The following is a 25032-nucleotide window of genomic DNA, read 5'->3' as shown; positions in this document are numbered from 1 at the left end:
TCACAGGCGCATTGTCCACGGGTCGGTGACGAGCTCGCTGACCCGGGTCTGGACGGCGTCGCCGAGCGTCTCGACGAGCCGTGCTGACAGGGCCGGCAGCCAGGTCCACTCGGCCGCCCAGTGGGCGACGTCGATGACCGCGGGACCGGCCTTCTCGGCGAACTCGGCGACGACGTGGTGGCGCAGGTCGCTGGTGACGTAGACGTCGGCGTCGGTGCGCAGCACGGTGTCGAGCAGGAAGTCGCCGGCCCCGCCGCACACGGCGACGCGGCGGATGCGGCGGTCGGGGTCGCCGGCCACGCGGACGCCGTGCACGGTGTCGGGCAGCGCCTCGGCGACGAGGTCGGCGAACTGGGCCAGCGGCAGCGGTGTGATGGTGCCGATGCGCCCGGTACCGGTCGGGGCCACGTCGCCGTCGGCCACCTCGACGACGTCGTAGGCCGGCTCCTCGTAGGGGTGCGCGGCCTTCATGGCCGACACGACCGCGCCCCGCTTGCCGCGCGGGAGCACGACCTCGATGCGCACCTCCTCCACCTGGGAGATCGCGCCGACCTCGCCGACCATCGGCGTCGCGCCGGCCAGCGGGCGGAACCGGCCCTGCCCGGGCGTGCTGAACGAGGCGAAGTCGTAGTCGCCGATGGTGCCGGCCCCGGCCTCGGCGAGCGCGGCGCGCACGATCGCGGCGGCGTCGACGGGCACGTAGGCGGTGAGCTTGTCGACCGGCGGCCCCGGGGCCCGCACGATCGGCGCCTGGTCGACGAGCCCGAGCGCGGTGGCCATCGACTCCGAGACGCCCCCGGCCGCCTGGTCGGCGTTGGTGTGGGCGGTGAGCAGCGCGCACCCGGCCTTCACGAGGGTCGCCAGCGTGCGGCCCTTCGGCGTGGTCGCGGCGAAGCCGTGCACGGGCTTGAGGAACAGCGGGTGGTGGGCGACCAGCAGGTCGGCGCCCCACTCGGCCGCCTCGGCCGCCACCTCGGGCGTGACGTCGACGGCGAGCATCACCTTGCGCACCTCGGCGTCGGGATCACCCCAGACCAGGCCGACGGCGTCCCAGGACTCGGCGGTGTCCGGGGGGTACCAGGTGTGCAGCAGGTCGACGACGTCGTGGAGGCGAGGCACCGGGACACCCTACTGAGGAGTGACGCCGGTCGAGGTGCGAGGAGCCCCAGCGACGAGCCTCGAGACCACCCCCGCTCAGTTCACCTGACGCTCGCGCCCCTCCCAGTACGGCGCGCGGAACGCGGTGACGCCGGTCGAGGTGCGAGGAGCCCCAGCGACGAGCCTCGAGACCACCCCCGCTCAGTTCACCTGACGCTCGCGCCCCTCCCAGTACGGCGCGCGGAACGCGGTGACGCCGGTCGAGGTGCGAGGAGCCCCAGCGACGAGCCTCGAGACCACCCTCGCTCAGTTCACCTGACGCTCGCGCCCCTCCCAGTACGGCGCGCGCAGCTTGAACTTCTGCAGCTTGCCGGTCGCCGTGCGGGCCAGCTCGTCGCGGAACTCGACCGAGGTCGGCGCCTTGTAGCCGGCCGCCTTGTCCTTGCACCAGGCGATGAGGTCGGCCTCGGTGACCGAGCGGGCGTCGTCGCTGTCGGCGAGCACGACGAGCGCCTTGATCGTCTCGCCCCACTTCTCGCTCGGCACACCGATGACGGCGACCTCGGCGACGGCCGGGTGCGAGAAGAGGACGTCCTCGACCTCGATCGAGGAGACGTTCTCGCCGCCGGTGATGATGACGTCCTTCTTGCGGTCCTGGATGGTCACGTAGCCGTCGTCGCCGATGACGGCGCCGTCACCGGTGTGGAACCAGCCGCCGGCCAGGGCCCGCGCCGACTCCTCGGGCTGCTCCCAGTAGCCCTCGAGCACGACGTTCGAGCGGGCGAGCAGCTCGCCGCCGGCGACCGCCTCGCCGTCGTCGTCGACGCCCTCCTCGGTCACCGACAGGCGGACGCCGAGCGCGGGCGCCCCGGCGCGGGTCAGCTTGTGGGCGCGCTCCTCCGGCGTCAGGTCGTCCCACTCGGCGCGGGAGCGGTTGACGGTGAGCAACGGCGAGGTCTCGGTGAGGCCGTAGATCTGGATGAACTCCCAGCCGAGCTCGCTCTCGACCCGGGCGACGGTCTTCGTCGGCGGCGGCGCGCCGGCCATGATGATGCGGACGCGGTCGCGCCCGGGGATCTCGCCCTCCCACGACTGCGCCGCCTCGAGCACGGCGGCGGCGACGGCCGGTGCGGCGCACATGACCGTGACGCCGTGGTCGCGCACGCGCCGCAGGATCTCGGCGCCGTCGACCTTGCGCAGGATGACGTGCTTGACCCCGAGGCCGGTCATGGCGAACGGCATGCCCCACCCGTTGGCGTGGAACTGCGGGAGGGTGTGCAGGTAGACGTCGCGGTCGGTGACGCCGACGTGCATGGCGAAGGTGACCGCGTTGGTCCAGATGTTGCGGTGGGTGATCTGCACGCCCTTGGGCCGCGCGGTCGTGCCGGAGGTGTAGTTGATCGTCGCCGTGGCGTTCTCGTCGGGCTCCCACGGCCGCGGCTCGGCGCCCGGCCCGTCGGTGCCGGCCCCGAACAGGTCGTCGTCGTGCCCGAGCACGAAGCGGTGCTCCGCGGTGACGTCGGCGAGGGTCTCGTCGAGCTCGGGGTCGACGTAGAGCACCCTCGCGCCGGAGTGCTCGATGATGTAGCGCACCTCGTCGGGCCGCAGCCGGAAGTTCACCGGCACCAGCACGCGCCCGGAGCCCGAGACGCCGAAGAACGACGTCAGCAGCCGGGCGCTGTTGTGGCTGACGACGGCGACCCGGTCGCCGACCTCGAGCCCGAGCGCGTCGAGGTGCGCGGCCTGACGCCGGGCGAGGGCGCCCATCTCGGCGTAGGTCAGCTCGCCGAGCGTCGGCGCGGGCTGGTCGGGCTCGTCGACGACGCCGACCCGCTCGCCGTAGACCTGCACGGCCCGGTCGATGAAGTCGTTGACGGTGAGCGGGACGAGCATCGTTTCCTCCTGTGACCCTGCGTGCACGGTGACCCCGGTCACTCTAGTGACGCCGTGTTGCACCGAGGTTGGACCTCGGACGCCGGGCATGAGAGTCCTCTCATCGAGGTCTCACGCCGCCCCCACCTTGGGGCAGGATCGTGCAGGTCATGAGCCCGGTCTTCAAGACGATCCTCACGCTGCTGCTCGTGCTGCCGCTGGGGGGCTACGTGGTGGGCTCGCTCATGGCCTCCGGCGCCGAGCCCGACCGACGCGCCCCCATCGTCATGCCGGGCGAGGCGGACTCCCCCACCGAGACGCCGTCCAGCGCCACACCCCCGACCACACCGCCGACCTCACCTGCCCCCACGGACCCTCCCCCGGCCCGGCCGACCGTCGTCCCGCCGCAGCCCGAGCAGCGCGCCGACCGGGACGACGACGATGACGACGATGACGACGGCCCCGACGACGGGGACGATGATCGCGACGACGATGACGAACCCGACGATGACGAACCCGACGACGACTGACCCCGAGCCGGCGACCCGACCACGGTCGGGTGCCTCGGTGCGCGTGCGCATCGTCGCGGCGATCTCGCTGCTGGTCACGGTGACGCTGGTCGGAGCCGGCATCGTGGTCTACCTGATCGAGCGGCAGCGACTCGACGAGCAGAGCGTCGAGGAGGTCAACCAGGAGTTCGCCGAGTTCTCCCGCCTGCAGACGGCCGGCACGGACCCCGAGACCGGCGACGACTTCGCCTCCATCGGGCGGCTGCTCACCATCTTCTTGCAGCGCAACGTGCCCGACGACGACGAGCTCCTCGTGGGCTGGGTCGGCGACGAGCCCGAGGTGTGGTTCCCCGACGACGCGCTGGTGAGGGACGACGCGTTCCTCGACGCCGCGCGGCCGCTGGTCGCCGACGGCGGGTGGACCCGTCTCGAGACGCGCGACGGCGAGGTGCTCATCGCCTCGCAGCAGATCGTGCGCGGCGCCGAGAGCGGCGCGCTGATCGTCGTCCTCTACCTCGACGAGGACCGCGCCGAGCTGTTCGACACCATGCGCACCTACGCGATCGTGTCGTTCCTGTCGCTGCTGCTGCTGATCGCGATCGCGATCTGGCAGTCCGGGCGCCTGCTCGCGCCGCTGCGCGTCGTCCGCGAGACCGCCGACGAGATCACCGAGACCGACCTGTCACGCCGCCTGCCGGTCACCGGCAACGACGACATCACCGCGCTCACGCGCACCTTCAACGGCATGCTCGACCGTCTCGACAACGCCTTCACCGCCCAGCGTCAGCTGCTCGACGACGCCGGCCACGAGCTGCGCACGCCGCTGACGATCCTGCAGGGCCACCTCGAGCTGCTCGACTCCGGCGACCCGGTCGAGGTCGACGAGACCCGCACGCTGCTGCTCGACGAGGTCGACCGGATGGCCCGCCTCGTCGACGACCTCATCCTGCTCGCCAAGACCGAGCGGCCGGGGTTCCTCAGCCTCGCCCCGGTCGATGCCGCCGAGCTCACCGAGGCCGTGGCGGCCAAGGCCGCCGGCCTGGGCGATCGCGCCTGGTCGGTCGACGGCGTCGCCGACGTCACCGTGCCGGCCGACCAGCAGCGCATCACCCAGGCGCTGCTGCAGCTGGCCCACAACGCGGTGAAGCACACCGGGCCCGGCGACGCCGTCGCGCTCGGCTCGGCGCGCGAGGGCGACGCCGTCCTGTTCTGGGTGCGCGACACCGGGCCGGGTGTCGCCCCGGAGGACCGCTCCCGCATCTTCGAGCGGTTCGGCCGCGCCCACGACGCCGACGACCGCAACCCCGAGGGCTTCGGCCTCGGGCTCTCGATCGTCACCGCCATCGCGCGCGCCCACGGCGGCGACGCGTGGCTCGACGACGACTACGACGAGGGAGCCCGGTTCGTGCTCTCCGTGCCGCTACCGCCGGGCCACGTCGAGCCGACCCGCCCGCAGCCCGTGCTCCAGGAGGCCTGAGCCCCGTGTCCCGCATCTTGATCATCGAGGACGAGGACCGCATCGCCTCCTTCGTCGCCAAGGGCCTGCGCGCCGAGGGCCACACGACGACGATCGCCACCGACGGCCGCACCGGCCTCGACGAGGCGATGAGCGGCGACCACGACCTCGTCGTGCTCGACATCGGCCTGCCGGTGCTCGACGGCTACACCGTCCTCGAGACCCTGCGCGACCAGGGCTCCCGCATCCCGGTCATCGTGCTGACCGCGCGCGACTCGGTGACCGACACCGTCTCGGCGCTCGAGGGCGGCGCCGACGACTACATGCCCAAGCCGTTCCGCTTCGCCGAGCTGCTCGCCCGGGTCCGGCTCCGCCTGCGCCAGCAGGGCGACGCCGGCAACGGCCCGGGCGAGCGCGACGTGCTCGAGGCCGGCGGCGTCCGCCTCGACCTGCGTACGCGGCGCGCCACCGTGGCCGGCAAGGAGATCGACCTCTCGGCGCGCGAGTTCACCCTCGCCGAGACCTTCATGGTCAACGCCGGCAACGTCTTGTCCCGCGAGCAGCTGCTCGACCACGTCTGGGGCCTCGACTTCGACCCCGGCTCCAACGTCGTCGACGTCTACGTCGGCTACCTGCGCCGCAAGTTCGGCGCCCAGACCATCGCCACGGTGCGCGGCATGGGCTACCGGTTCGTGTCCTGACCCGCCGGCCCTCAGCGGACCTTGAACGACAGCTTGGCCCTCGGCTGGTTCGCGAGCACGGGCTCGAGCGCCTCGGCGACCTCGGCCGGCAGGGGCCGCGCCTCGGGGCGCGGCGACAGGCACGCGTAGAGGATCTTCGCGACGGCGCCCGGGACGCCGTCCGGCAGCGTGTACGGCTCGTCGGCCAGCTGCGGGAACCGCAGGGCGTCGGCCTCGGCGTCCGGGTCGCCCTCGTCGAAGGGCCGGTAGCCGGCGACGGCGTGGAAGAGCGTCGCCCCGAGGCCCCAGACGTCGCTGGCGTGGCCCGGGACGCCGGCCTCGCCGGGAGTGGCCTGCTCGGGCGCCATGTAGAGGTCGGTGCCGATCGGCGAGGTCAACGCCTCGGCCGAGGCCGACGAGCGCGCGACCGAGAGGTCGATCAGCCGCGCCGGCGCGCCCATGATCACGTTGCTCGGCTTGATGTCGAGGTGGCACACGTCGACGTGGCCGAAGAAGTGCAGGGCGGAGGCGATGTCGATGCCGAGCGCGAGGTACTGCTGCTCCGACAGCCGGCCGTGACGCCGGATCAACGTCGAGAGACGTGGCCCGTCGATGTTCTCCAGGACGACGTGCGGCCGCTCGCCGTCCAGCTGGTGCCGCAGCCCACGGACGACGACCGGGTGGTTGGCGATCTCGAGCGCCGTCACCTCCCGCTCGAGGCCGCGCAGGCTGCCCTCGTCGTCGACCTGGTCGGGGCGCAGCACCTTGACGACGACCGGCGAGAGGGTGATCTCGTCGTAGGCGAGGTAGGCCTCGTACGCCGAGCCACCCCCGAGCAACCGCATCGCGGTCAGCTCGGGGGTGATCTCGTCCCCCTCGCGGAGGCGCCAGGAGGCGGCGTCGGTCATCGGCGGGTGTTGTTGCGCGAGCGGTCGTTGGTGCTGTCGGCCGTCCAGTCCCGCTTCTGCTTGCCCGGGCCGTCGGTCGTCCAGTCCTTCTTCTTGGCCTGACGCGAGTCGTCGCGGCCGGTCTGCGCGCCGGTGCCGGTGCGGTCGTTGGTGCGCGAGTTGGTGTTGTCGTTGCTGCGGGTGTCGACGCCCGAGCGCGTGTTCACGTTGGTGCGCGAGTTGGTGTCGCGGGTGTTGCGGGTGTTGGTGTCGCGCGTGTTCGTGTCGTCGCGACGCTGCTTCAGCGCGAGGGTGTCGTCGTCATCGTCGTCGTCGGCGACGAGCACGACCTCCGGGGTGTCGTCGTCGCGCTTGGCGAAGCGGTCCTCGCCGGCGGCGTTGGACGACGACGCGCCCGGCAGGGCCAGCAGGCCGGCGGCGAGCAGACCGGAGACGCCGAGGGTTCCGGTGGTGACCAGGGTGCGGACCTTCATAGTGTTGCCTTTCGACGGGGGCCGCGTCGTGCGGCCCGATGGAAGAACCATCCCGAGCCGCGGTGAGGCGTCCGTGAGGCCGTCGTGAGAGGTCTCTCATGGCTCTCACGAGGCTCACATGCGCTTGAGCGCCTCTCGTCGCGACAGGCCGCTGAGCCGCTCGCCGAGCCGGTCGACCTCGGCCCGCACCCAGACGGGATCGGTGCGGGCGTAGTCGCGCAGCGCCCACCCGATCGCCTTGCGCAACCAGTTGGTCGGGTCGGCGGCGTTGGCCTCGATCGCGTGCCGCAGCAGGTCGCGGTCGGTCGCGTCCCTCGCCCCGACCTGGCAGAGCACCGCCGTCCGGCGCACCCACGGGTCGTCGTCGACGGCCCACGCCCGCATCGTCGCGGTGACGTCGCCCCGGTGCCCTGTGAGGACGTCGGCCACCGGGTGGGTCGCGACGTCGTCGACGACGTCCCACCACGCCCCGGTGACCACGAGGTGTCGCAGCAGCGGCAGCGCCTCGGGGTCAAGCCACGAGCGGAGCCGGCGCAGCCGCATGAGCGCGATGGCGGCGTACCACTCCTCGCGGTGGGTGGCGTCGTCCCAGAGTCGGCGGACGGTCGCCTCGTGCACGGCCCGGTCGGCCGGCGCGTCCACCGCCAGCAGGGGCTGCAGCGCCACCGTGAGCTGCGGCGCGGAGAGGCCGTGGAACGGCAGGGCCGACTTCATGTAGGCCTGCTGCCGCGCGGCGCGTCCCGGGTCGCCGGACGCCGCCAGCGTGGCTCGCACCTCGTGCACGAAGTCCACGTCGGCGGCCACCGATCGACCGTAACGGCTCGGGTCTTTGTAGGCTGTGCCGTCGCCTCACGGCGCACCGGGCGTGTAGCTCAGCGGTAGAGCGCTTCGCTTACAACGAAGTGGTCGGGGGTTCGATCCCCTCCGCGCCCACCACCGGCACCTCGCTAGTCGAGCTTGCGGCCCGGGTTCTCCCGCTCCCACTGGCCGAGCTGGGCCTGCAGCGCCTTCATGACCTCCCACACCTGTGCGGCCGGGATGCGGACGCGGGTGACGACCTGGGCGTCGATGCGGGCGACCTGGCCGCCGTCGTCGGTGGTGTGCGGGGTCGGCGGACGACTCATCGAGACGAAGTCGAGGATGAAGGTCTCGTTGTTGTGCCACACGCTCGCGAAGTCGGCGTAGTGCCCCTCGAGCTGCTCGGGCGGGATCGAGATGTTGAAGGCGGGGGCGAGCTGCTCGTCGGTCATGCCGCCAGTCTGCCGCCCGCACGAAAGCGCCCCCATCCGGGCCCGCTGCGGTTCCGAACCACGTCGGGGCCCGTGCCGGCTTCCGTGGGGGTGACCGGTGCGGGCTCCACCCATGCCCGCGCCGATAGGCACGAGTGGTGGAAAAAGAATTGAACCGCTGGCGTCTCGGGTCACCAGCGGTTCAACAGGTAGAACTCTACCCGGGCCCGACCGAGGGTCAACGCCCTCGTCGAGATCTCATCCGGGAGGACTAGCCGGCCTAGTCATTGCGGGCCATCTCGCGCAGCTGCACGAGGTGCTCGTCGAGGTCGCGCGCCTGGGCGCCCGGGTTGTGCACGGCCCACCGGACGACGCCCTCGCGGTCGACGACGTACGACGACCGCAGCGGGCACCCGCGGCGCTCGTCGAGCACCCCGTAGGCGCGGGTGACCTCGCCGTGCGGCCAGAAGTCGCTCAGGAGCGGGAAGTTGAGGCCGTCCTGGTCGGCGAACGCGCGCTGGGCGAACATCGGGTCGCAGGAGATGCCGAGGACCTCGGTGTCGAAGGTCAGGAACTCGTCGAGCCGGTCGCGGATGCCGGACATCTCCCCGGTGCACACCCCCGAGAAGGCGAACGGGTAGAAGAGGATCGCGACGGCCTTGCGGCCCCGGAACGCCGAGAGGGTGACGTCCTGACCGAACTGGTCGCGCAGCGTGAAGTCGGGGGCCGGGCCCCCGATCTCGAGTCCGGTCACTCTTGCTCGGCCAGCTCTCGCTTGAGGACCTTGCCGGTGGCGTTGCGCGGCAGCTCGTCCAGGAACACGATCTCGCGCGGCACCTTGTAGCGCGCGAGGTTCTCCTTCACCCAGCCCTTGAGGTCGTCCTCGTCGACGTCGGCGTCGGCGGTGACGACGACGAAGGCCCGCAGGCGCTTGCCGAAGTCGTCGTCGTCGACGCCCACCGCGGCCACCTCGGTGACGGCGTCGTGGCGGGCGATGCAGTCCTCGACCTCCTTGGGGAAGACGTTCTCGCCTCCGGAGACGATCATCTCGTCGTCGCGGCCCTCGATGTAGAGCCGGCCGTCGTCGCCGAACCGGCCGACGTCGCCCGACGACATGAGTCCGTCGACGACCTCCTTGTGGCCGCCGCCGGTGTAGCCCTCGAACAGCAGACCGTTGCCGACGAAGATCCGGCCCGGCGTGCCGTTCGGCACCTCCTGGCCGTTCTCGTCGAGGATCTTCACCGTCGTCGCGTGCGGCGGCCGGCCGGCGGTGCCGGGGTTCTCGCGCAGGTCGTCGGGGCCGGCGATGGCGGCGTAGGCCACCTCGGTCGAGCCGTAGGTGGAGTAGAGGTTGTCGCCGAAGCGGTCCATCCAGGTGGTCGCGAGGTCGCCCGGCAGCGCCGACCCCGAGCTCGCGACGACGGCGAGCCGGGGCAAGCGGTAGGCGTCCTGGACGTCCTTCGGCAGGGCCAGCACCCGCTGGAGCATCACCGGGATGACGGCGGCCGCCTCGCAGCGCTCGTCGTCGAGGGTCTTCAAGAAGCCCTCGGGGTCGAACTTGCGGCGCAGGACGACGGTGGAGCCGAGCAGCATCGACAGGGCCAGGTGGGCGTAGCCCCAGGTGTGGAACAGGGGCGCGGCGATGTGCACCCGCTGACCGGCCCGGAGCGGGATCGAGCCGAGCAGCGCCACGGCGGCCTCGACGCCGGCCTCGCTGCGCGGGGCGCCCTTGGGCGTGCCCGTGGTGCCCGAGGTGAGGATGATCAGGCGCCCGTGCCGCGACGGCGGCTCGAGGTCGACACCGCCCCGCTGGTCGATGTTCTGCTCGATCAGCTGCTCGAGCGTCGCCACGTCGTCGTCGGAGGCCGCTGCACCCTCCCCCGCCTCGGTCCAGGCGAGCACCCGGACGTCGACCGAGGCGTCGGCGACGAGGTCGGTGAACTCCTCGTCGTGGATCAGCACCCTCGGCTGGTCGCGCTCGAGCACCTCGACCAGCTGGGGGCCGGCGAAGGCGGTGTTGAGGTAGATGATGTCGGCGCCGAGCTTGGCCACGGCGATGCTGGCGTCGACGAACCCGCGGTGGTTGCGGGCCATGATCGCGACCCCGTCGCCCTCGCCGACGCCGAGCTCGCGCAGTGCGTGGGCGAGCGCGTTGGAGCGCCGGTGCAGCTCGCCCCACGTGAGTTCGCCGAGCTCGTCGACGATGCCGACCTGGTCGGGCACCCGCAGGGCCAGCGAGGTGAAGCCGCCGGCCGGGCCGGTGCCCCACGCCTTGAGCGTGCGGGCCAGCCTGACGAGCGTGCGCGGCGAGTAGGGCCGGATGACGCCCGCGCCTCCGAGCACCTTCAACGCGGTGCCGGCCGAGGCGGCACCGGAGGTCAACTTCGTGAGCACGGAGCACACCCTAGACCGTCGAACGGGCATCGAGCGGGTGACCGATGTCTCGCCGAGCTGGCGGAAAAGGCGGGCTCGGCCGGCGCTGCCACGGCTCGGCGACGGGGCGACCGCCCGACGGCGCCCCGACCACGAGACGACCGGTCCACACGGCGCGCGACGACGTCGTGCGCCTTCAGAGCCGGTCGGGCCCGCCGCCGACACTGCGGCAGCGAGCACCAGGCCCGTCGGGCCCGCGGCGACAGGCGCGCGACGGCGTCAGGAACGGGTGCGTGGCGCGACCAAGCGGCTGGCCGCCCAGTCCTTGCTGACCACCGCGGTCGTCGTCTGCGACAGCCCGGCGATCGGTGCGGCCTCGGAGATGTCGGAGGCGTCGACGGCGTTCGGCCGGCCGATCTTCGGCGTCAGCAGCCAGATCACGCCACCGCCGACGAGGTCGGTGAGGGCCTCGACGAGCCCGTCGACGAGGTCGCCGTCGTCGTCACGCCACCACAGGACGACGGAGTCGACCACGTTGCCGTAGTCGCCGTCGACCATGTCCGCGTCGATGGCGTCCTCGATGGCGACCCGCAGGTCGTCGTCGGTGTCGTTGTCCCAGCCGAGCTCCTGCACGACCATGCCTTTGCTGAAGCCGAGCCTCTCGGCCGGGCCGGACTGGCTGTTGCCAGCCTGGGTGGTGCCGCCACCGGCGGTCGCGCTCACGAGGTTCCTCCACAGGTTCAGACGTTGCCAGGCGTCGGTCGGACCGGGCGCCTGATGATTGTTTGGGGCGTAGTCCACCGGAGATGGGCGTCCGCCGCAAGCGCCGGAGCCGACCTGTGGGCGACCAGCGGCCGACTCGGCGGCTACCGGCAGGTAATCGCGCCGCGTTTTCCGACCCTCTCGCGCGTGCAACGATGGGCAGGTGAGCGGCGAGACATCCTCCTCCCCCAGCACCCCCGACCAGACGAGCGCGACGCCCCGGACCACGGGATCCCGCGCGGTGATCCACGAAGGCCTGCCGACCCAGCTGCCTGACATCGATCCCGACGAGACCCAGGACTGGCTCGACAGCTTCGACGCGATGCTCGACGAGCGCGGGCGTGATCGCGCGCGCTACGTCATGCTCCGGCTGCTCGAACGGGCCCGTGAGACGCAGGTCGGCGTGCCGGCCCTGCGCTCCACCGACTACATCAACACCATCCCGCCCGAGCGCGAGCCGTGGTTCCCCGGCGACTACGAGGTCGAGCAGCGCATCCGGGCGTTCCTGCGCTGGAACGCCGCCGTCATGGTCTCGAGCGCCAACCGCAAGGGCCTCGAGGTCGGCGGCCACATCGCCACCTACCAGTCGTCGGCCAGCCTGTACGAGGTCGGCTTCAACCACTTCTTCCGGGGCAAGGACCACGCCGGCGGCGGCGACCAGGTCTTCATCCAGGGTCATGCGTCCCCGGGCATCTACGCCCGCGCGTTCCTCGAGGGTCGGCTGTCCGAGCAGCAGCTCTACCGCTTCCGCCAGGAGGTGCAGCACGGCACCGGGCAGGGCCTGTCGTCCTACCCCCACCCGCGCCTGATGCCGGAGTTCTGGGAGTTCCCCACGGTCTCCATGGGCCTCACCGCCCTGCACTCGATCTACCAGGCGCGGTTCAACCGCTACCTGCACAACCGCGGCGTCAAGGACACCAGCCAGCAGAACGTCTACGCCTTCCTCGGCGACGGCGAGATGGCCGAGCCCGAGTCGCTCGGCGCGATCCGCGTGGCGGCCCGCGAGGAGCTCGACAACCTCACCTGGGTCGTCAACTGCAACCTGCAGCAGCTCGACGGCCCGGTCACCGGCAACGGCAAGATCATCCAGGAGCTCGAGGCCAACTTCCGCGGCGCGGGCTGGAACGTCATCAAGGTCATCTGGGGCCAGGGCTGGGACGACCTGCTCGCCCGCGACGTCGACGGCGTCCTCGTCAACAAGATGAACAGCACCCCCGACGGCGCCTTCCAGACCTACTCGGTCGAGGGCGGCGGCTACGTGCGCGAGAACTTCTTCGGCCCCGACCCGCGCCTGCAGGCCATGGTCGAGCACATGAGCGACAGCCAGATCCAGAAGCTGCCGCGCGGCGGCCACGACTACCGCAAGGTCTACGCCGCGTTCGACGCCGCCAGCAAGCACGTCGGTCAGCCGACCGTCATCCTGGCCAAGACCATCAAGGGCTGGACGATCGACGCCCTCGAGGGCAAGAACGCCACGCACCAGATGAAGAAGCTCACCCCCGACGACCTCAAGCGCTTCCGCGACCGGCTCTACCTGCCGATCAGCGACCGCGACCTCGAGCGCTCCTACGAGGAGACCGGCTCGGCACCGTTCTTCCACCCCGGCGCCGACTCGCCCGAGATCGAGTACATGATGCACCGGCGCGAGGAGCTCGGCGGCTCGCTGCCGAGCCGTCGGGTCGCGGCCAAGCCGCTCAAGCTGCCCGGCGACGCCGTCTACAGCGAGCTCAAGAAGGGCGGCGGCAAGAACAAGGTCGCCACCACGATGGCCGTCGTCCGGCTGCTGCGCGACTGGATGAAGGACCCCGAGATCGGCCGGCGCGTCGTCCCGATCGCGCCCGACGAGTACCGCACGTTCGGCATGGACTCCATGTTCCCGAGCGCGAAGGTCTACAACCCGGGCGGTCAGCAGTACGAGTCGGTCGACCGCAAGCTGCTGCTGAAGTACACCGAGTCGACGTCGGGGCAGATGCTGCACGAGGGCATCTCTGAGGCCGGCGCGATGGGCTCGGCGATCGCCGCCGGTTCGTCGTACAGCACGCACGGCGAGCCGATGATCCCGTTCTACATCTTCTACTCGATGTTCGGCTTCCAGCGCACGGGCGACTCCGTGTGGGCCATGGCCGACCAGCTCGCCCGGGGCTTCCTCATCGGCGCCACGGCCGGTCGCACCACGCTGACCGGCGAGGGCCTGCAGCACGCCGACGGCCACTCGCCGCTGCTGGCCGCGACCAACCCGGCCGTCGTCCACTACGACCCGGCGTTCAGCTACGAGGTCGCGCACGTCATGCAGTCGGGTCTGCAACGCATGTACGGCGAGAACGCCGAAGACGTGATCTTCTACGTCACCGTCTACAACGAGCCGGTCACCCAGCCGGTCGAGCCCGACGGCGTCGACGTCGAGGGCATCCTCAAGGGCATCCACCAGGTCTCGACCGCCTCGGGCGAGGGCCCGCGCGTGCAGCTGATGGCCTCCGGCGTCGGCTACCCGTGGATCGACGAGGCCGCGCGCCTGCTGTCCGAGGAGTGGGGCGTGCAGGCCGACACCTGGTCGGTCACGTCGTGGAACGAGCTGGCCCGCGACGCCGTGGCCGCCGAGGACCACAACCTCCTCCACCCCGACGACGACCCGCGCGTGCCTTACGTGACGACCAAGCTCGACGGCGCCGGCGGACCGTTCATCGCGGTGTCCGACTACATGGCCGCCGTCCCGCTGCAGATCGCCCGGTGGGTCCCGGGCGACTACTGCGTGCTCGGTGCCGACGGCTTCGGCTTCGCCGACACCCGTCCGGCCGCGCGTCGCTTCTTCAAGATCGACGCCCAGTCGGTCGTCGTCCGGTCGCTGCAGGCGCTCGCCGACGCCGGCGAGATCGACCCGGCCCTGGTCGCCAAGGCCCTGGCGCAGTACCGCATCGACGACCCGACGGCCGTCTCCGGCGTCAAGCAGGAGGGCGGCGACGCCTGAGCGTCACCGCACCGCACACCACTGCACAGGAGCACCCCGGCCGGCGCCGGGGTGCTTCTGCGTCGGGGCCCGTTCAGGCGGTGGTGGCGGCCCGGCGCAGGTCGGCGACCGTGCCGCCCTCGTTGAGCACGGTGGACGGCGCGGGGCCGGCGATGCCGGCGCGCATCAGGCCGCGCCACTTGGCTCGCGAGTAGGCGGCCGGACGGGTGGTGCGCACGAAGTCGTGCACGATGCGGGCGAACCGCTCGGGGTGGTCCTTGTGCGGGAAGTGGCCGGCGTTGGGCAGCACCTCGACCCGCGCCTTGGGCGCGAGGGCCGCGGCGTTGGCGGCGTGGGCGACCGGGATGACCTGGTCGCCGTCGCCCCAGACGACGGCCATGGGCATGGCGTCGGTGAGGTAGGCGCGGTCGGCCATCGTGACGATCTGGCCCTTCCAGTCGACGACGGCACGGACGACGTGGCGGATCGCGGCGCGGGCGTGCGGGTCCTTGAACGAGTCGTAGATCTCGGCGACCTCGCCGAGGTCGCGGGCGGCCTTGAGCCCGGTGGCCGAGGCGGCCTTGAGGCCGGCGACACCGAGGTGGCGGACGCCGGGCAGCGTCAGCAGCCCCATGGCCTGGTGGAAGCCGGGCGTGGTGACCGCCCTGATCGCCGGGGTGACCTCCGGGCCGAGTCCACCGGAGGCGACGAGCATCATCCGCTCGGTGCGCTCGGGGAACTGGTAGGCGAACTGCATGGCGACGCCGCCGCCGAAGCTGTGCCCCACGACGGTGACCTTGTCGATGCCGAGCAGCGTGAGCAGGTCGCGCATGCCGTTGGCGTAGCCGCCGACGCTGTAGTCGGCGCGCGGCTTGGCCGAGCGGCCGTGGCCGAGCAGGTCGGGGGCGATCACGGTGTAGCGCTTGGCGAGGGCGTCGATGACCGGCGACCACGTGGTGTGGTCGCACCCGAGGCCGTGCAGGAGCAGCAGGGCGGGACCGCTGCCGACCTTCACGAAGGCTCGACGGTGACCGTGGATCGTGACGAACTGGACGTCGTGCTCGGACACGTCGTGAACCTCCCTTGCGGTGCGCAGCCGCGGCGACTGGTTCGAGATTCAACCACGCCGCTCGTACCGGCCGTCCGACCTTGAGTCGTTCTGGAGGATACGGGCGGCGGTCGGCACCGGCGACGGCCGCCCGTCCGTCGGTACCGACCGTCGCCGGCGGCCCCCGCGGGGCTAACTTTGACCTCGTGGCTGCCTCGCGACCCGCATCCCCGTCGCGTCGCCGCGCCGCGCGGGCGCTCGTGCGTGCCAGCGGATCGCTCAGCACCTCGGCCACCACCCGCATGGACGCCGAGCTGCCCTGGTTCCGTGACCTCAGCGCCGACGAGCGGTCCTGGGTCGGCCAGATCGTGCAGGCCGGCGTCAAGGCGTTCGTCGACTGGTACGGCGAGATCGCCGACCAGGACGACGGCGACGGCGACGCCGACCCCACGGCGTCCTTCGCCGTCGCGGCGTCGGTCTTCGGCGCGGCGCCGCGGGCCCTGACCGGCACCATCAGCCTGCAGCAGACGGTCGACCTGGTGCGGCTGTCGATCGAGGTGGTCGAACGCGACGTCGACCAGGTCGTCGACGTCGACGACGTCGACGACGTCCGGGCGGCCATCCTGCGCTACGCCCGGGAGATCGCCTTCGCCACCGCGGAGGTCTACGCCCGCGCCGCCGAGATGCGCGGCGCCTGGGACGCCCGCCTCGAGGCACTCGTCGTCGACGCCGTGCTGCGCGCCGAGACCGACGAGACGATGCTCTCGCGCGCCAGCGCCCTGGGGTGGTCGGCCAACGGCGACGTCGCCGTCGTGCTCGGCGCGATGCCCGCACGTCGTACCGGCGCCGACCTGTTCGACGAGGTCCGGCGCGTCGCGCGCGAGGCCGGGATGGACGCCCTGTGCGCGACGCAGGGCGACCGGCTGGTGGTGCTGCTCGGCGGCGTCCGCGACCCGCGGCCCGCCGCCACGCTGCTGGCCGGCCGTTTCGGCGACGGCCCGGTCGTCGTCGGGCCGGTGGCCGAGACGCTCGGTCGGGCCTACGTGTCGGCGCGGGCCGCCCTGGCGGCGCACCGGGCGGCCGCGGGCTGGCCCGACGCACCGCGGCCGGTGCTGAGCTCGGAGCTGCTGCCCGAGCGGGCGCTCGCCGGCGACGGGCACGCCCGGCGGCACCTGGTGGAGGAGGTCTACCTGCCGCTCGTGGCCGCCCGCGGCGGCCTCGCCGAGTCCCTGGCCGCCTACCTGGCCCAGGGCGGTTCGGTCGAGGGCACGGCCCGCGCCCTGTTCGTGCACCCCAACACGGTGCGCTACCGCATGCGCCAGGTGGGCGAGCTGACCGGCTTCGCCCCGAGCCAGCCGCGCGACGCATTCGCGCTCCAGGTCGCGCTCGTGCTCGGGCGACAGTCCGGCCGCATACCCGCCCAGGTATCGGGCGGTTCGTGAGCCGGTTGTAGGAACCCGACAAAAATCTCGGGGGCAGATTCGTCCGCGTCGATTGCGCGATCCGACCCGTCCGACCGGCAGAGTAGAGCTCGTGCTGGTCATCGTCGCCCCCGGGCAAGGGGCCCAAACCCCTGGTTTCCTGACTCCCTGGCTCGAGGACGACGTGTTCGCCTCGCGTCTCCACTGGCTCTCGACGGTGGCGGGCATCGATCTCGCCCACCACGGGACCCTGTCCGATGCCGACACCATCCGTGACACGCGCATCGCCCAGCCGCTGCTCGTGGGCACCGCCCTGGTCGCCGTGCTCGAGCTCTTCCCGCACCCGGCCGACGGTTTCGGCCAGGTCGGCGCCGTGGCCGGCCACAGCGTCGGCGAGCTCGTCGCCGCGGTCGGCTCGCGGGCCATCACGGCCGAGCAGGCGATGGTGCTGGTGCGCGAGCGCGGCAACGCCATGGCCGACGCCGCCGCGGCCACGCCCACGGGCATGACCGCCGTCCTGGGCGGCGACCGCGACGAGGTCCTCGCCGCCATCGAGCGTCACGGGCTGACCGCGGCCAACGACAACGGCCCCGGCCAGATCGTGGCCGCGGGCACGCTCCAGCAGCTCGAGGCGTTCAAGGCCGACCCGCCCGCCAAGGCACGCCTGATGCCGCTGTCGGTCGCCGGTGCGTTCCACACCGAGCACATGGCACCGGCCGTGGGTCACGTCGCCCGCCTGGCGATGTCGGTCTCGACCCACGACCCGCGCATCCCCCTCATCTCCAACCGCGACGGCCAGGTGATCCACGACGGCCGCGAGGTGCTCAAGCGCCTGGTCGGCCAGATCGCCAGCCCGGTCCGGTGGGACCTCTGCCTCGAGACGATGGCCGACCTCGGCGTCACCGGCATCTTGGAGATGCCACCGGCCGGCACCCTCACCGGCATCGCCAAGCGCGCCCTCAAGGGCGTCGAGACGTTCGCCCTCAAGACCCCCGACCAGCTCGACGACGCCCGTGCCTTCTGCGCCAAGCACGGCGAGGGCAGCCTCATCGACGTCACCCCGACGTGGCGCATGGTCGTCTCGCCCGCCAAGGGCATCTTCGAGATCGGCGCCGACGTCGCCTCGTCCGCCGACCTCGCGGCCGGCGTCGAGATCGGCACCGTCGCCCGCCTGGGCGACAAGATCCCGGTCACCGCCAAGCACGGCGGTCAGGTCGTCGAGTGGCTCGTCGAGGACGGCGACCCGGTCGCCCCCGGCCAGCCGCTGCTGCGCCTGCACCCGGTCGGGGTCGAGTGATGCCGGCCTCCCTCGTCACGGCGTCCGGCTCCGCGCACGCCGCCGTGCTCGGCGTCGGCTCCTACCGTCCGCGGCGCCTCGTGCCCAACGCCGAGATCGTCGACGCCATCGACAGCAGCGACGAGTGGATCCAGCAGCGCTCCGGCATCAAGACCCGGCGCTTCGCGGGTCCCGACGAGTCGGTGCAGATGATGAGTGTCGCCGCGGCGCGCGGTGCCCTCGAGCACGCGGGCATCGACGCCGCCCAGGTCGACGCCGTCGTCGTCGCCACCGTCAGCCACCTGATGCAGACGCCGGCCATCGCACCGGCCATCGCGCACGAGCTCGGCTGCGACGCACCGGTCGCCTTCGACATCTCCGCGGCGTGCGCCGGCTTCTGCCAGGGCGTGGGCGTCGCCTCAGACATGGTCCGCTCGGGCAGCGCGCGCCACGTGCTGGTCATCGGCGTCGAGCGGCTCACCGACATCCTCAACCGCGAAGACCGCGGCACCGCCTTCATCTTCGCCGACGGTGCGGGCGCCGTCGTCGTCGGACCGTCCGAGACCGAGGGCATCGGCCCCACCGTCTGGGGCTCCGACGGCGAGCAGTTCGACTACATCCGCCAGACCGAGGACTGGCGCGACGTCATCGCCGAGGACTCCCCGGTGATGCCGACGCTGACCATGCAGGGCAGCGCCGTGTTCCGCTGGGCCTCCTTCGCCATGTCGAAGGTCGGGCTCGAGGCCATCGAGCGCGCCGGCATCACCGTCGACGACCTCGACGTCTTCGTGCCCCACCAGGCCAACATGCGCATCACCGACGCGATGGCCCGCTCGATGAAGCTGCCCGCCACGGTGCGCATCGCCCGCGACGTCGCCGACCAGGGCAACACCTCGGCCGCCTCGGTCCCGCTCGCCCTGCACCGCATGGTCGAGGAGGGCGAGGCCCGCCCCGGCGACCTGGCCCTGCTCATCGCCTTCGGCGCCGGGCTGTCCTACGCCGCCCAGGTCGTCCGCGTCCCCTGAGCCACCGGCCCACCAGTCCGACCAGTCCGACCAGTCCGACCGCACCACCCCAACCACAGGAGATCACCAGCATGGCCACCACCGAAGAGATCCGCGCCGACCTCGCCGAGATCGTCAACGAGGTCGCGGGCATCGAGCCCGACGACGTCCAGCTCGACAAGTCGTTCGTCGACGACCTCGACGTCGACTCGCTCTCCATGGTCGAGGTCGTCGTGGCCGCCGAGGAGAAGTTCGGCGTCACCATCCCCGACGACGAGGTCAAGAACCTCAAGACCGTCGGCGACGCCGTCGCCTACATCGAGCGCGCGTCGGCCTGATATGGGTAGCCGCACGCGCGTCGTCGTCACCGGCCTCGGCACCACCAGCCCCCTCGGCGGCGACGTCTCCAGCACCTGGGACGGCATGCTGTCCGGGCGTTCCGGCGTCCGCACCCTCGAGTTCGACTGGGTCGAGGACCTCGCGGTGAAGATCGGCGCGCCTGCGGCGGTCGACCCCACGGGCGTGCTCGAGCGGGTCAAGGCCCGCCGGCTCGACCGCAGCACGCAGCTGGCCGTCGTCGCCGCCACCGAGGCGTGGGCCGACAGCGGCCTCGCCGCCGCCCAAGAAGCCGGCGACCTCGACGGCGACCGGGTCGGCGTCGCGATGGCCACCGGCATCGGTGGCGTCACGACGCTGCTCGCCAACTACGACACGATGAAGGAGAAGGGGCCCCGCCGGGTCTCCCCCCTCGCCGTCCCGATGCTGATGGCCAACGGCCCCGCCGCCAACATCAGCCTGATGGTCGGCGCCCGCGCCGCCGTCAACACCCCGGTCTCGGCCTGCGCCTCCGGCAACGAGGCGATCGCCCTCGCCGTCGACCAGATCCGGCTCGGCCGGGCCGACGTCGTCGTCGCCGGCGGCACCGAGGCGGCGATCCACCCGCTGCCCATGGCCGCGTTCGCCAACATGATGGCCCTGTCGAAGACGGCCAGCGGCGACGACGGCCGCGACCCGTCCACGGTCAGCCGCCCCTGGGACACCGGCCGCGACGGCTTCGTGCTCGGTGAGGGCGCCGGAGTCCTGGTGCTCGAGTCCGAGGAGCACGCGAAGGCCCGCGGCGCCCACATCTACGCCGAGGTCCTCGGCGCCGGCATCACCGCCGACTCCCACGACATCGCCCAGCCCGATCCGGCCGGTCGTGGCGGCTCCCGCGCGATCCTCCGGGCGCTGCACGAGTCCGACGTCGACCCGTCGGCGATCAAGCACGTCAACGCGCACGCGACGTCCACCCCGCAGGGCGACATCGCCGAGGGCCTGATGCTGCACGCCACGCTCGGCTCGGCGGTCTCCGACGTCGTCGTCACGAGCACCAAGTCGATGACCGGGCACCTGCTCGGCGGCGCCGGTGCACTCGAGGCCGTCGCGGTCGTGCTCGCGATCCGCGACCGCGTGTCGCCGCCGACGATCAACCTCGACGACCTCGACCCCCAGGTCGAGCTCGACATCGCGACCACCAAGCGGGCCCTGCCCGACGGCGACATCGCCGCGCTCAACAACTCCTTCGGCTTCGGCGGCGCCAACGTCGCCGTCGTCCTCGCGTCCTACTAGGAGCACCCACCCATGACGGTCACCCAGGCCCCCGCCAAGCCGGCGAAGCTGCCCCGCGACCAGGACCCCCGCAACCCGGTCACCCGGCTCGCGGCCCTGCTCGACGACGGCTCGCTCGAGCTGATCACCCCCGACGACGACTCCGGCATGGTCGCCGCCGTCGGCACGGTCGAGGGCACGCGCGTCGTCGCGTTCTGCTCCGACGCCACCGTGATGGGTGGCGCGATGGGCGACGTCGGCTGCCGGGTCGTCGTCGAGGCCTACCACCGGGCCATGACCGATCGGGTGCCGATCATCGGGCTGTGGCACTCCGGTGGTGCGCGGCTGGCCGAGGGCGTGCTGTCGCTGCACGCCGTCGGCCGCATCTTCCAGATCATGACGCAGGCCTCCGGGGTCATCCCGCAGGTCTCCGTCGTGCTCGGCCCGGCCGCGGGCGGCGCCGCCTACGGCCCGGCCCTCACCGACGTCGTCATCCTCGGACCCGAGGGTCGGATCTTCGTGACCGGGCCCGACGTCGTCCGCTCGGTCACCGGCGAGGCGGTCGACATGCTCCGCCTCGGCGGACCCGAGCCGCACGGACGCCGTTCGGGCGTCGTCCACATCCTCACCGAGTCCGAGCGCGAGGCGCTCGACCGAGCGCGCACCGTCGCCTCGCTCCTCGGCTCCCAGGGCAGCCTCGTCGTCGACGACGTCGAGGACCGCGACCTCGAGGCCGTGCTGCCCGAGTCGAAGAAGCGCGCCTACGACGTCCACCCGCTGGTCGAGAAGCTCCTCGACGACGGCACCGCCCAGGAGCTGCACGCCCGGTGGGCACCCAACATCGTCACCGCGCTCGGCCGTCTCGGCGGTCGCACCGTCGGCGTGGTGGCCAACAACCCGCTCCGCCTCGGCGGCTGCCTCGACTCGCTCTCGGCCGAGAAGGCCTCGCGGTTCGTGCGCATGTGCGACGCGTTCGGCGTGCCGCTGGTCGTCGTCGTCGACGTCCCCGGCTACCTGCCGGGCGTCGGCCAGGAGTGGGACGGCGTCGTCCGCCGCGGCGCGAAGCTGCTGCACGCGTTCGGCGAGTGCGTCGTCCCGCGGGTCACGCTGGTCACCCGCAAGACCTACGGTGGCGCCTACATCGCCATGAACTCCCGCTCGCTCGGGGCGACCAAGGTGTTCGCGTGGCCCGGCGCCGAGGTCGCGGTCATGGGCGCCGTCGCCGCCGTCCGGGTGCTGCACCGCCGCCGGCTCGCCGAGGTGCCGCCCGAGATGCTCGCCCAGGTCGAGGCCGAGCTGGCCGCCGAGCACGAGCGGCTCGCCGGCGGCGTCGACAAGGCCGTCGAGATCGGTGTGGTCGACGAGGTGGTGGCCCCCGGCGTCACGCGCTCGGCCATTGCCCGGGCGATCGACGACTCCGTGCAGAGCGGCGGCGTCCGCCGGGGCGCGCACGGCAACATCCCCCTCTGACCGACCCCGAGACCGTCGCGGCGGCGTAACCCCGGTCACGTCGAGGCGTTGTACGTTTGACGAACGTCACACCGACCTCGACTCTCGGAGGACCCACGATGGTGCGCCGCCTCACGATCGCCGCCCTGATGGTCGGCCTGCTCGCCCTGCCCGCGTCCGTGCTCCCGCCGGCCCAGGCCGCGATCCGCATCGACAACAGCATCGGGTTCGCGACGGCGCCCGACCAGAAGTGGCGGGGCGGCTGCGCCCGCTACGCGATCCGCTGGGACTACCGGCCGCCCAACGACGAGTGGGCGGTCAAGGTGCAGATCTACGCCCCGCGAGGCTTCCGGATCCACCATCTGCTCCTCGACGCCGGCGCCGACCCCACGAGGGGCACCGAGAGGGTCACGTTCTGCGGCTCCACCGTCAAGCCCGGCCGGTTCAAGATGATCTCGACGATGATCTACGACGTCGGTCGAGAGGTGCACTACGTGCGCAGCGACCCGACGTACTTCAAGCTGTACAAGCCCCGGAAGAAGCGGCGCTGACCGAGGCCGCCGACGGCGCCGGGCTCAGACGACCTGGTGCAGCCAGCGCACCGGCGCGCCCTCGCCGGCGTGGCGGAAGGTCTCCAGCTCGTCGTCCCACGGCTTGCCGAGCAGCTTGTCGATCTCGGTCTCCAACATCGCCTCGCCGAGGGCCGAGCGAACCACGGCGGCCTTGAGGCGGTCCTCGGGGATCATGATGTCGCCGTGCGGACCGATCACCGCGTGGAAGACACCGAGATCGGGCGTGTAGGAGTAGCGGGCGCCCTCGGCGTACGACGACCCGTCCTCGGTGACCTCGAAGCGCAGGTGGTTCCAACCCCGGAGCGCCGAGGCGATCGCAGCGGCCGAGCCGGTGGCGCCGCTCCACGACAGCTCGGCACGGTAGGTGCCGGACTGCGCGGGCTGCGGGGTCCACGTGGGGTTGACCTGGACGCCGAGCACGCCGCCCACGGCCCACTCGACGTGCGGGCACAGCGCGGACGGCGCCGAGTGCACGAACAGGACGCCACGGGTGGTGGATGTGGTCACGGGGGGTCTCCTTCGATCTCCGGCGCGAGCTACGCCTTCCCCAGCGGGCTCGACACGAGATCGACGGACGGACCGACGAGTGACACGTGTGAAGTTATGCCTTCATTGTGACGCATGGGACGCCGTAGCACCAGCCGAACGAGCACTCCGGTTCGGGCCCGGCGCGTGCGGTCTGCCACGGCGCCTCCAGCCGGATACCGTGTGCAGCATGCCAGGCACGGGGACGCTGGAGATGGCTCCTCCTCCGAAGGCTCTGCTGGTCGGCGGCGTCGTCCTGCTCGTCACGGCCGCTGTCCTCGCCTGGTGGCGCACCGGTGCTCCTGAGGCGCTGCCGACCTCCGAGGACCTGGTGCCGGCCTCCACGAAGGTGGGCTCCCCCGTCTACGTCGGGGTCTTCACCGCGGGTTCGGAGTTCACGCGCACGCTCCACCTGTCCGGCGTCAAGGTCCACGCCACGAGCAACACCTCCCAAGTGACGCTGACGCCGCACCTGTGCCGCGGCGGCAGCCTCGGGGTCACCACCGAGCCCGAGGTGTTCTGCCCCGAGCTGCTGGATCCCGAGGGACAGACGTTCGGCTCCGGCGACGGCATCGTCGTCGAGGTCGCCGGCTCGGTGCCAGGCGTTGCCGTGATCGACCCGGTACGACTCGCCTTCCGCGAGAACCTGCACTGGGCCACCCTCCCTGCCGGGACGGGCGCAGTCGTGCAGATCCTCCCCCGATGAGGCCACCGGCGGCAGGTCGGACCTCGGTCAGACCAGGTCGTCGAGACGGCGCTCGAGCTCATCGGCGCGCTGCGCGGCGTCGGTGATCTCCTCGCTGTCGATGGCGTGGGTCCGGTGGAACCACGCCAGGGCGTCCTTCTCGCGGCCCGCAGCCACCAGCGTGTCGGCGTAGGCGTAGCGCAGCCGCACCACCCAGGCCTGGCGGCTCTTGCTGTTGAGGGGCGCGAGCTCGAGCGTGCGAAGCGCCGCGTCGAGCTGACCGAGGTCACGACGGGCACCCGCCTCGACCAACGTCATCTCCGCCTTCGCCTCCGGGGCGAACTTCGCCACCGACGGACTCTTGGCGAGCTTGAGCGCCTGGTCGGCGTTGCCCAGAGCCCGGTGGCAGTCGGCCATGATCGGCAGGTAGGCAGTCGCACCGTTCATGCGCTTCGCGGCGCGCAGCTCGGCCAGTGCCTCGGCGTAGTGACCTGCGGCGTAGGCGGCCTCGCCGGCGGCCTCGCGCACCACCGCGAGCCGCGGGGCACGCGCTCGAGCGGCCAGCGTGTGCTGGTAGGCGGTCTCGGGGTCGTCGTCGACCAGGACGCCGGCCGCGGCCAGGTGCCGAGCGACGCGGGCCGCCAGCTTCTCGGGCAGGCCCTTCAGCTGCGCCGAGATCGCGCGGTCGAGCTCGGCGCCGGTGATCTCGGGCGGCAACGGTGGACCGTCGTAGACGGCCTGATCGACCGTGCGCTCTCGCTGCTTGTCTGCAGGGCGCTTCCAGTCGTCACGTCGTTGAGGACGTTGCCCGGGGCCGGAGCCCTGGCGGCCCGATGGCCGTCCTCCACCTCGTCGGTCGTCCTGCTTGCGCTCGGGACGACCGGACCTACCGCCGGACTGCCCGCCCTGCGGGCGCGAGCCACGCTCGTTGGCCACGATCGTTCTCCCTCTTCACGTGTGTGGTGCCCGTTTGCCGCATCGGCGGCGGACGGACGTGTACAAAACAGAGTAGAGGCCACCTTTCGGTGGCCTCTACCCAATGTTTGTCCGGCGGCGTCCTACTCTCCCACAGCCTCTCGGTTGCAGTACCATCGGCGCTGGCAGGCTTAACTTCCGGGTTCGGTATGGGACCGGGTGTTTCCCTGTCGCTATGGCCGCCGT

General features: G+C 72.1%; 24 protein-coding genes, 1 tRNA gene and 1 rRNA gene. 13 read left to right on the top strand and 13 right to left on the bottom strand.

Annotation, left to right across the window (positions count from 1 at the left end; translation table 11 throughout):
• Together ABFT23_RS08225 and ABFT23_RS08220 are read right to left on the bottom strand one after the other, a co-directional pair.
• Positions 1–1119 (bottom strand): Nif3-like dinuclear metal center hexameric protein, encoded by a 1119-nt coding sequence (locus ABFT23_RS08225; protein ID WP_347894081.1) that lies wholly within the window; start codon positions 1117–1119, stop codon positions 1–3.
• Between the two features lie 285 nt (positions 1120–1404).
• Positions 1405–2991: an AMP-binding protein gene (locus ABFT23_RS08220; RefSeq protein WP_347894079.1), complete on the bottom strand. Its 1587-nt coding sequence runs from the start codon at positions 2989–2991 to the stop codon at positions 1405–1407.
• Positions 2992–3140: 149 nt separating this feature from the next.
• Here ABFT23_RS08220 and ABFT23_RS08215 point away from each other — a divergent pair, with 149 nt between their 5' ends.
• From ABFT23_RS08215 to ABFT23_RS08205, 3 genes are read left to right on the top strand one after another with little or no spacing between them, the layout of a single operon-like run.
• A complete protein-coding gene (locus tag ABFT23_RS08215; RefSeq protein WP_347894073.1) occupies positions 3141–3500 on the top strand; it encodes a hypothetical protein in 360 nt (119 codons plus the stop codon).
• Positions 3421–4956 (top strand): sensor histidine kinase, encoded by a 1536-nt coding sequence (locus ABFT23_RS08210; RefSeq protein ID WP_347894069.1) that lies wholly within the window; start codon positions 3421–3423, stop codon positions 4954–4956. The genes ABFT23_RS08215 and ABFT23_RS08210 overlap by 80 nt, the downstream gene beginning before the upstream one ends.
• Before the next feature lie 5 nt (positions 4957–4961).
• Entirely contained in the window at positions 4962–5636 is a 675-nt protein-coding gene (locus ABFT23_RS08205) for a response regulator transcription factor (RefSeq protein WP_347894067.1), read from the top strand.
• An 11-nt stretch (positions 5637–5647) separates the two neighbouring features.
• Here ABFT23_RS08205 and ABFT23_RS08200 read toward each other — a convergent pair whose 3' ends face one another.
• From ABFT23_RS08200 to ABFT23_RS08190, 3 genes are all read right to left on the bottom strand, one after another.
• The gene (locus ABFT23_RS08200; protein ID WP_347894065.1) at positions 5648–6523 is read right to left on the bottom strand and encodes a serine/threonine-protein kinase; all 876 of its coding nucleotides are present in this window, start codon (positions 6521–6523) and stop codon (positions 5648–5650) included.
• A complete protein-coding gene (locus ABFT23_RS08195) occupies positions 6520–6996 on the bottom strand; it encodes a hypothetical protein (protein WP_347894063.1) in 477 nt (158 codons plus the stop codon). Before ABFT23_RS08195 ends, ABFT23_RS08200 begins: the two co-directional genes overlap by 4 nt.
• Before the next feature lie 114 nt (positions 6997–7110).
• Positions 7111–7800, bottom strand: a complete 690-nt coding sequence (locus tag ABFT23_RS08190; protein WP_347894061.1) for a DNA alkylation repair protein — start codon at positions 7798–7800, stop codon at positions 7111–7113.
• 57 nt (positions 7801–7857) lie between these two features.
• Here ABFT23_RS08190 and ABFT23_RS08185 point away from each other — a divergent pair.
• Positions 7858–7932, top strand: a tRNA-Val gene (locus ABFT23_RS08185).
• Between the two features lie 11 nt (positions 7933–7943).
• On the opposite strand, the gene ABFT23_RS08180 is transcribed toward ABFT23_RS08185, so the two are convergent.
• The 4 genes from ABFT23_RS08180 to ABFT23_RS08165 all read right to left on the bottom strand — a co-directional run bounded on the left by ABFT23_RS08180 (position 7944) and on the right by ABFT23_RS08165 (position 11321).
• A complete protein-coding gene (locus ABFT23_RS08180; RefSeq protein ID WP_347894059.1) occupies positions 7944–8246 on the bottom strand; it encodes a DUF3467 domain-containing protein in 303 nt (100 codons plus the stop codon).
• A 259-nt stretch (positions 8247–8505) separates the two neighbouring features.
• Entirely contained in the window at positions 8506–8979 is a 474-nt protein-coding gene (locus ABFT23_RS08175; RefSeq protein ID WP_347894057.1) for a peroxiredoxin, read from the bottom strand.
• A complete protein-coding gene (locus ABFT23_RS08170) occupies positions 8976–10619 on the bottom strand; it encodes an AMP-binding protein (RefSeq protein ID WP_347894056.1) in 1644 nt (547 codons plus the stop codon). Before ABFT23_RS08170 ends, ABFT23_RS08175 begins: the two co-directional genes overlap by 4 nt.
• 258 nt (positions 10620–10877) lie before the next feature.
• A complete protein-coding gene (locus ABFT23_RS08165; RefSeq protein ID WP_347894054.1) occupies positions 10878–11321 on the bottom strand; it encodes a DUF3052 domain-containing protein in 444 nt (147 codons plus the stop codon).
• A 280-nt stretch (positions 11322–11601) separates the two neighbouring features.
• On the opposite strand from ABFT23_RS08165, the gene aceE reads away from it, so the two are divergent.
• On the top strand, positions 11602–14325 hold the full coding sequence (gene aceE, locus ABFT23_RS08160) for a pyruvate dehydrogenase (acetyl-transferring), homodimeric type (protein ID WP_347895061.1): 2724 nt from the start codon (positions 11602–11604) through the stop codon (positions 14323–14325).
• Between the two features lie 73 nt (positions 14326–14398).
• On the opposite strand, the gene ABFT23_RS08155 is transcribed toward aceE, so the two are convergent.
• A complete protein-coding gene (locus ABFT23_RS08155) occupies positions 14399–15373 on the bottom strand; it encodes an alpha/beta hydrolase family protein (protein ID WP_347894052.1) in 975 nt (324 codons plus the stop codon).
• Positions 15374–15558: 185 nt separating this feature from the next.
• Between ABFT23_RS08155 and ABFT23_RS08150 the strand changes: the two genes are divergently transcribed.
• From ABFT23_RS08150 to ABFT23_RS08120, 7 genes are all read left to right on the top strand, one after another.
• A complete protein-coding gene (locus tag ABFT23_RS08150; protein ID WP_347894050.1) occupies positions 15559–16794 on the top strand; it encodes a PucR family transcriptional regulator in 1236 nt (411 codons plus the stop codon).
• A gap of 91 nt (positions 16795–16885) precedes the next feature.
• Positions 16886–18070: an acyltransferase domain-containing protein gene (locus ABFT23_RS08145; protein ID WP_347894048.1), complete on the top strand. Its 1185-nt coding sequence runs from the start codon at positions 16886–16888 to the stop codon at positions 18068–18070.
• Positions 18070–19074 (top strand): beta-ketoacyl-ACP synthase III, encoded by a 1005-nt coding sequence (locus tag ABFT23_RS08140; protein WP_347894046.1) that lies wholly within the window; start codon positions 18070–18072, stop codon positions 19072–19074. The genes ABFT23_RS08145 and ABFT23_RS08140 overlap by 1 nt, the downstream gene beginning before the upstream one ends.
• 71 nt (positions 19075–19145) lie before the next feature.
• Positions 19146–19391 carry an acyl carrier protein gene (locus tag ABFT23_RS08135; RefSeq protein WP_347894044.1) on the top strand — a complete coding sequence of 82 codons (246 nt, stop codon included), beginning with the start codon at positions 19146–19148 and terminating at the stop codon, positions 19389–19391.
• Between the two features lies 1 nt (position 19392).
• A complete protein-coding gene (locus ABFT23_RS08130) occupies positions 19393–20661 on the top strand; it encodes a beta-ketoacyl-[acyl-carrier-protein] synthase family protein (protein ID WP_347894042.1) in 1269 nt (422 codons plus the stop codon).
• A 12-nt stretch (positions 20662–20673) separates the two neighbouring features.
• Positions 20674–22110, top strand: a complete 1437-nt coding sequence (locus ABFT23_RS08125; protein ID WP_347894040.1) for an acyl-CoA carboxylase subunit beta — start codon at positions 20674–20676, stop codon at positions 22108–22110.
• Between the two features lie 98 nt (positions 22111–22208).
• Entirely contained in the window at positions 22209–22640 is a 432-nt protein-coding gene (locus ABFT23_RS08120; protein WP_347894038.1) for a hypothetical protein, read from the top strand.
• 24 nt (positions 22641–22664) lie between these two features.
• Here the strand turns inward: ABFT23_RS08120 and ABFT23_RS08115 are convergent, their stop codons facing one another.
• Complete coding sequence (locus ABFT23_RS08115) at positions 22665–23168, bottom strand: DUF3145 domain-containing protein (protein WP_347894036.1); 504 nt, start codon at positions 23166–23168, stop codon at positions 22665–22667.
• Positions 23169–23376: 208 nt separating this feature from the next.
• On the opposite strand from ABFT23_RS08115, the gene ABFT23_RS08110 reads away from it, so the two are divergent.
• Positions 23377–23892 carry a hypothetical protein gene (locus ABFT23_RS08110; RefSeq protein ID WP_347894034.1) on the top strand — a complete coding sequence of 172 codons (516 nt, stop codon included), beginning with the start codon at positions 23377–23379 and terminating at the stop codon, positions 23890–23892.
• A 27-nt stretch (positions 23893–23919) separates the two neighbouring features.
• Here the strand turns inward: ABFT23_RS08110 and ABFT23_RS08105 are convergent, their stop codons facing one another.
• Complete coding sequence (locus tag ABFT23_RS08105) at positions 23920–24588, bottom strand: hypothetical protein (RefSeq protein ID WP_347894032.1); 669 nt, start codon at positions 24586–24588, stop codon at positions 23920–23922.
• Positions 24589–24916: 328 nt separating this feature from the next.
• Positions 24917–25032: ribosomal RNA gene (rrf, locus tag ABFT23_RS08100) — 5S ribosomal RNA — on the bottom strand.

It is taken from the genome of Nocardioides secundeburneus, assembly GCF_039939255.1.
GTDB lineage: Bacteria > Actinomycetota > Actinomycetes > Propionibacteriales > Nocardioidaceae > Nocardioides.
This window is presented reverse-complemented; position numbering and strand designations above follow the sequence as displayed.

What these genes read in the sequence shown, in the direction of transcription:
- ABFT23_RS08220 (WP_347894079.1), bottom strand. Translation starts at nt 2,991, where the DNA reads ATGCTCGTCCCGCTCACCGTCAACGACTTCATCGACCGGGCCGTGCAG.
- ABFT23_RS08215 (WP_347894073.1), top strand. Translation starts at nt 3,141, where the DNA reads ATGAGCCCGGTCTTCAAGACGATCCTCACGCTGCTGCTCGTGCTGCCG.
- ABFT23_RS08210 (WP_347894069.1), top strand. Translation starts at nt 3,421, where the DNA reads ATGACGACGGCCCCGACGACGGGGACGATGATCGCGACGACGATGACG.
- ABFT23_RS08200 (WP_347894065.1), bottom strand. Translation starts at nt 6,523, where the DNA reads ATGACCGACGCCGCCTCCTGGCGCCTCCGCGAGGGGGACGAGATCACC.
- ABFT23_RS08195 (WP_347894063.1), bottom strand. Translation starts at nt 6,996, where the DNA reads ATGAAGGTCCGCACCCTGGTCACCACCGGAACCCTCGGCGTCTCCGGT.
- ABFT23_RS08180 (WP_347894059.1), bottom strand. Translation starts at nt 8,246, where the DNA reads ATGACCGACGAGCAGCTCGCCCCCGCCTTCAACATCTCGATCCCGCCC.
- ABFT23_RS08140 (WP_347894046.1), top strand. Translation starts at nt 18,070, where the DNA reads ATGCCGGCCTCCCTCGTCACGGCGTCCGGCTCCGCGCACGCCGCCGTG.
- ABFT23_RS08135 (WP_347894044.1), top strand. Translation starts at nt 19,146, where the DNA reads ATGGCCACCACCGAAGAGATCCGCGCCGACCTCGCCGAGATCGTCAAC.
- ABFT23_RS08130 (WP_347894042.1), top strand. Translation starts at nt 19,393, where the DNA reads ATGGGTAGCCGCACGCGCGTCGTCGTCACCGGCCTCGGCACCACCAGC.
- ABFT23_RS08125 (WP_347894040.1), top strand. Translation starts at nt 20,674, where the DNA reads ATGACGGTCACCCAGGCCCCCGCCAAGCCGGCGAAGCTGCCCCGCGAC.
- ABFT23_RS08120 (WP_347894038.1), top strand. Translation starts at nt 22,209, where the DNA reads ATGGTGCGCCGCCTCACGATCGCCGCCCTGATGGTCGGCCTGCTCGCC.
- ABFT23_RS08110 (WP_347894034.1), top strand. Translation starts at nt 23,377, where the DNA reads ATGCCAGGCACGGGGACGCTGGAGATGGCTCCTCCTCCGAAGGCTCTG.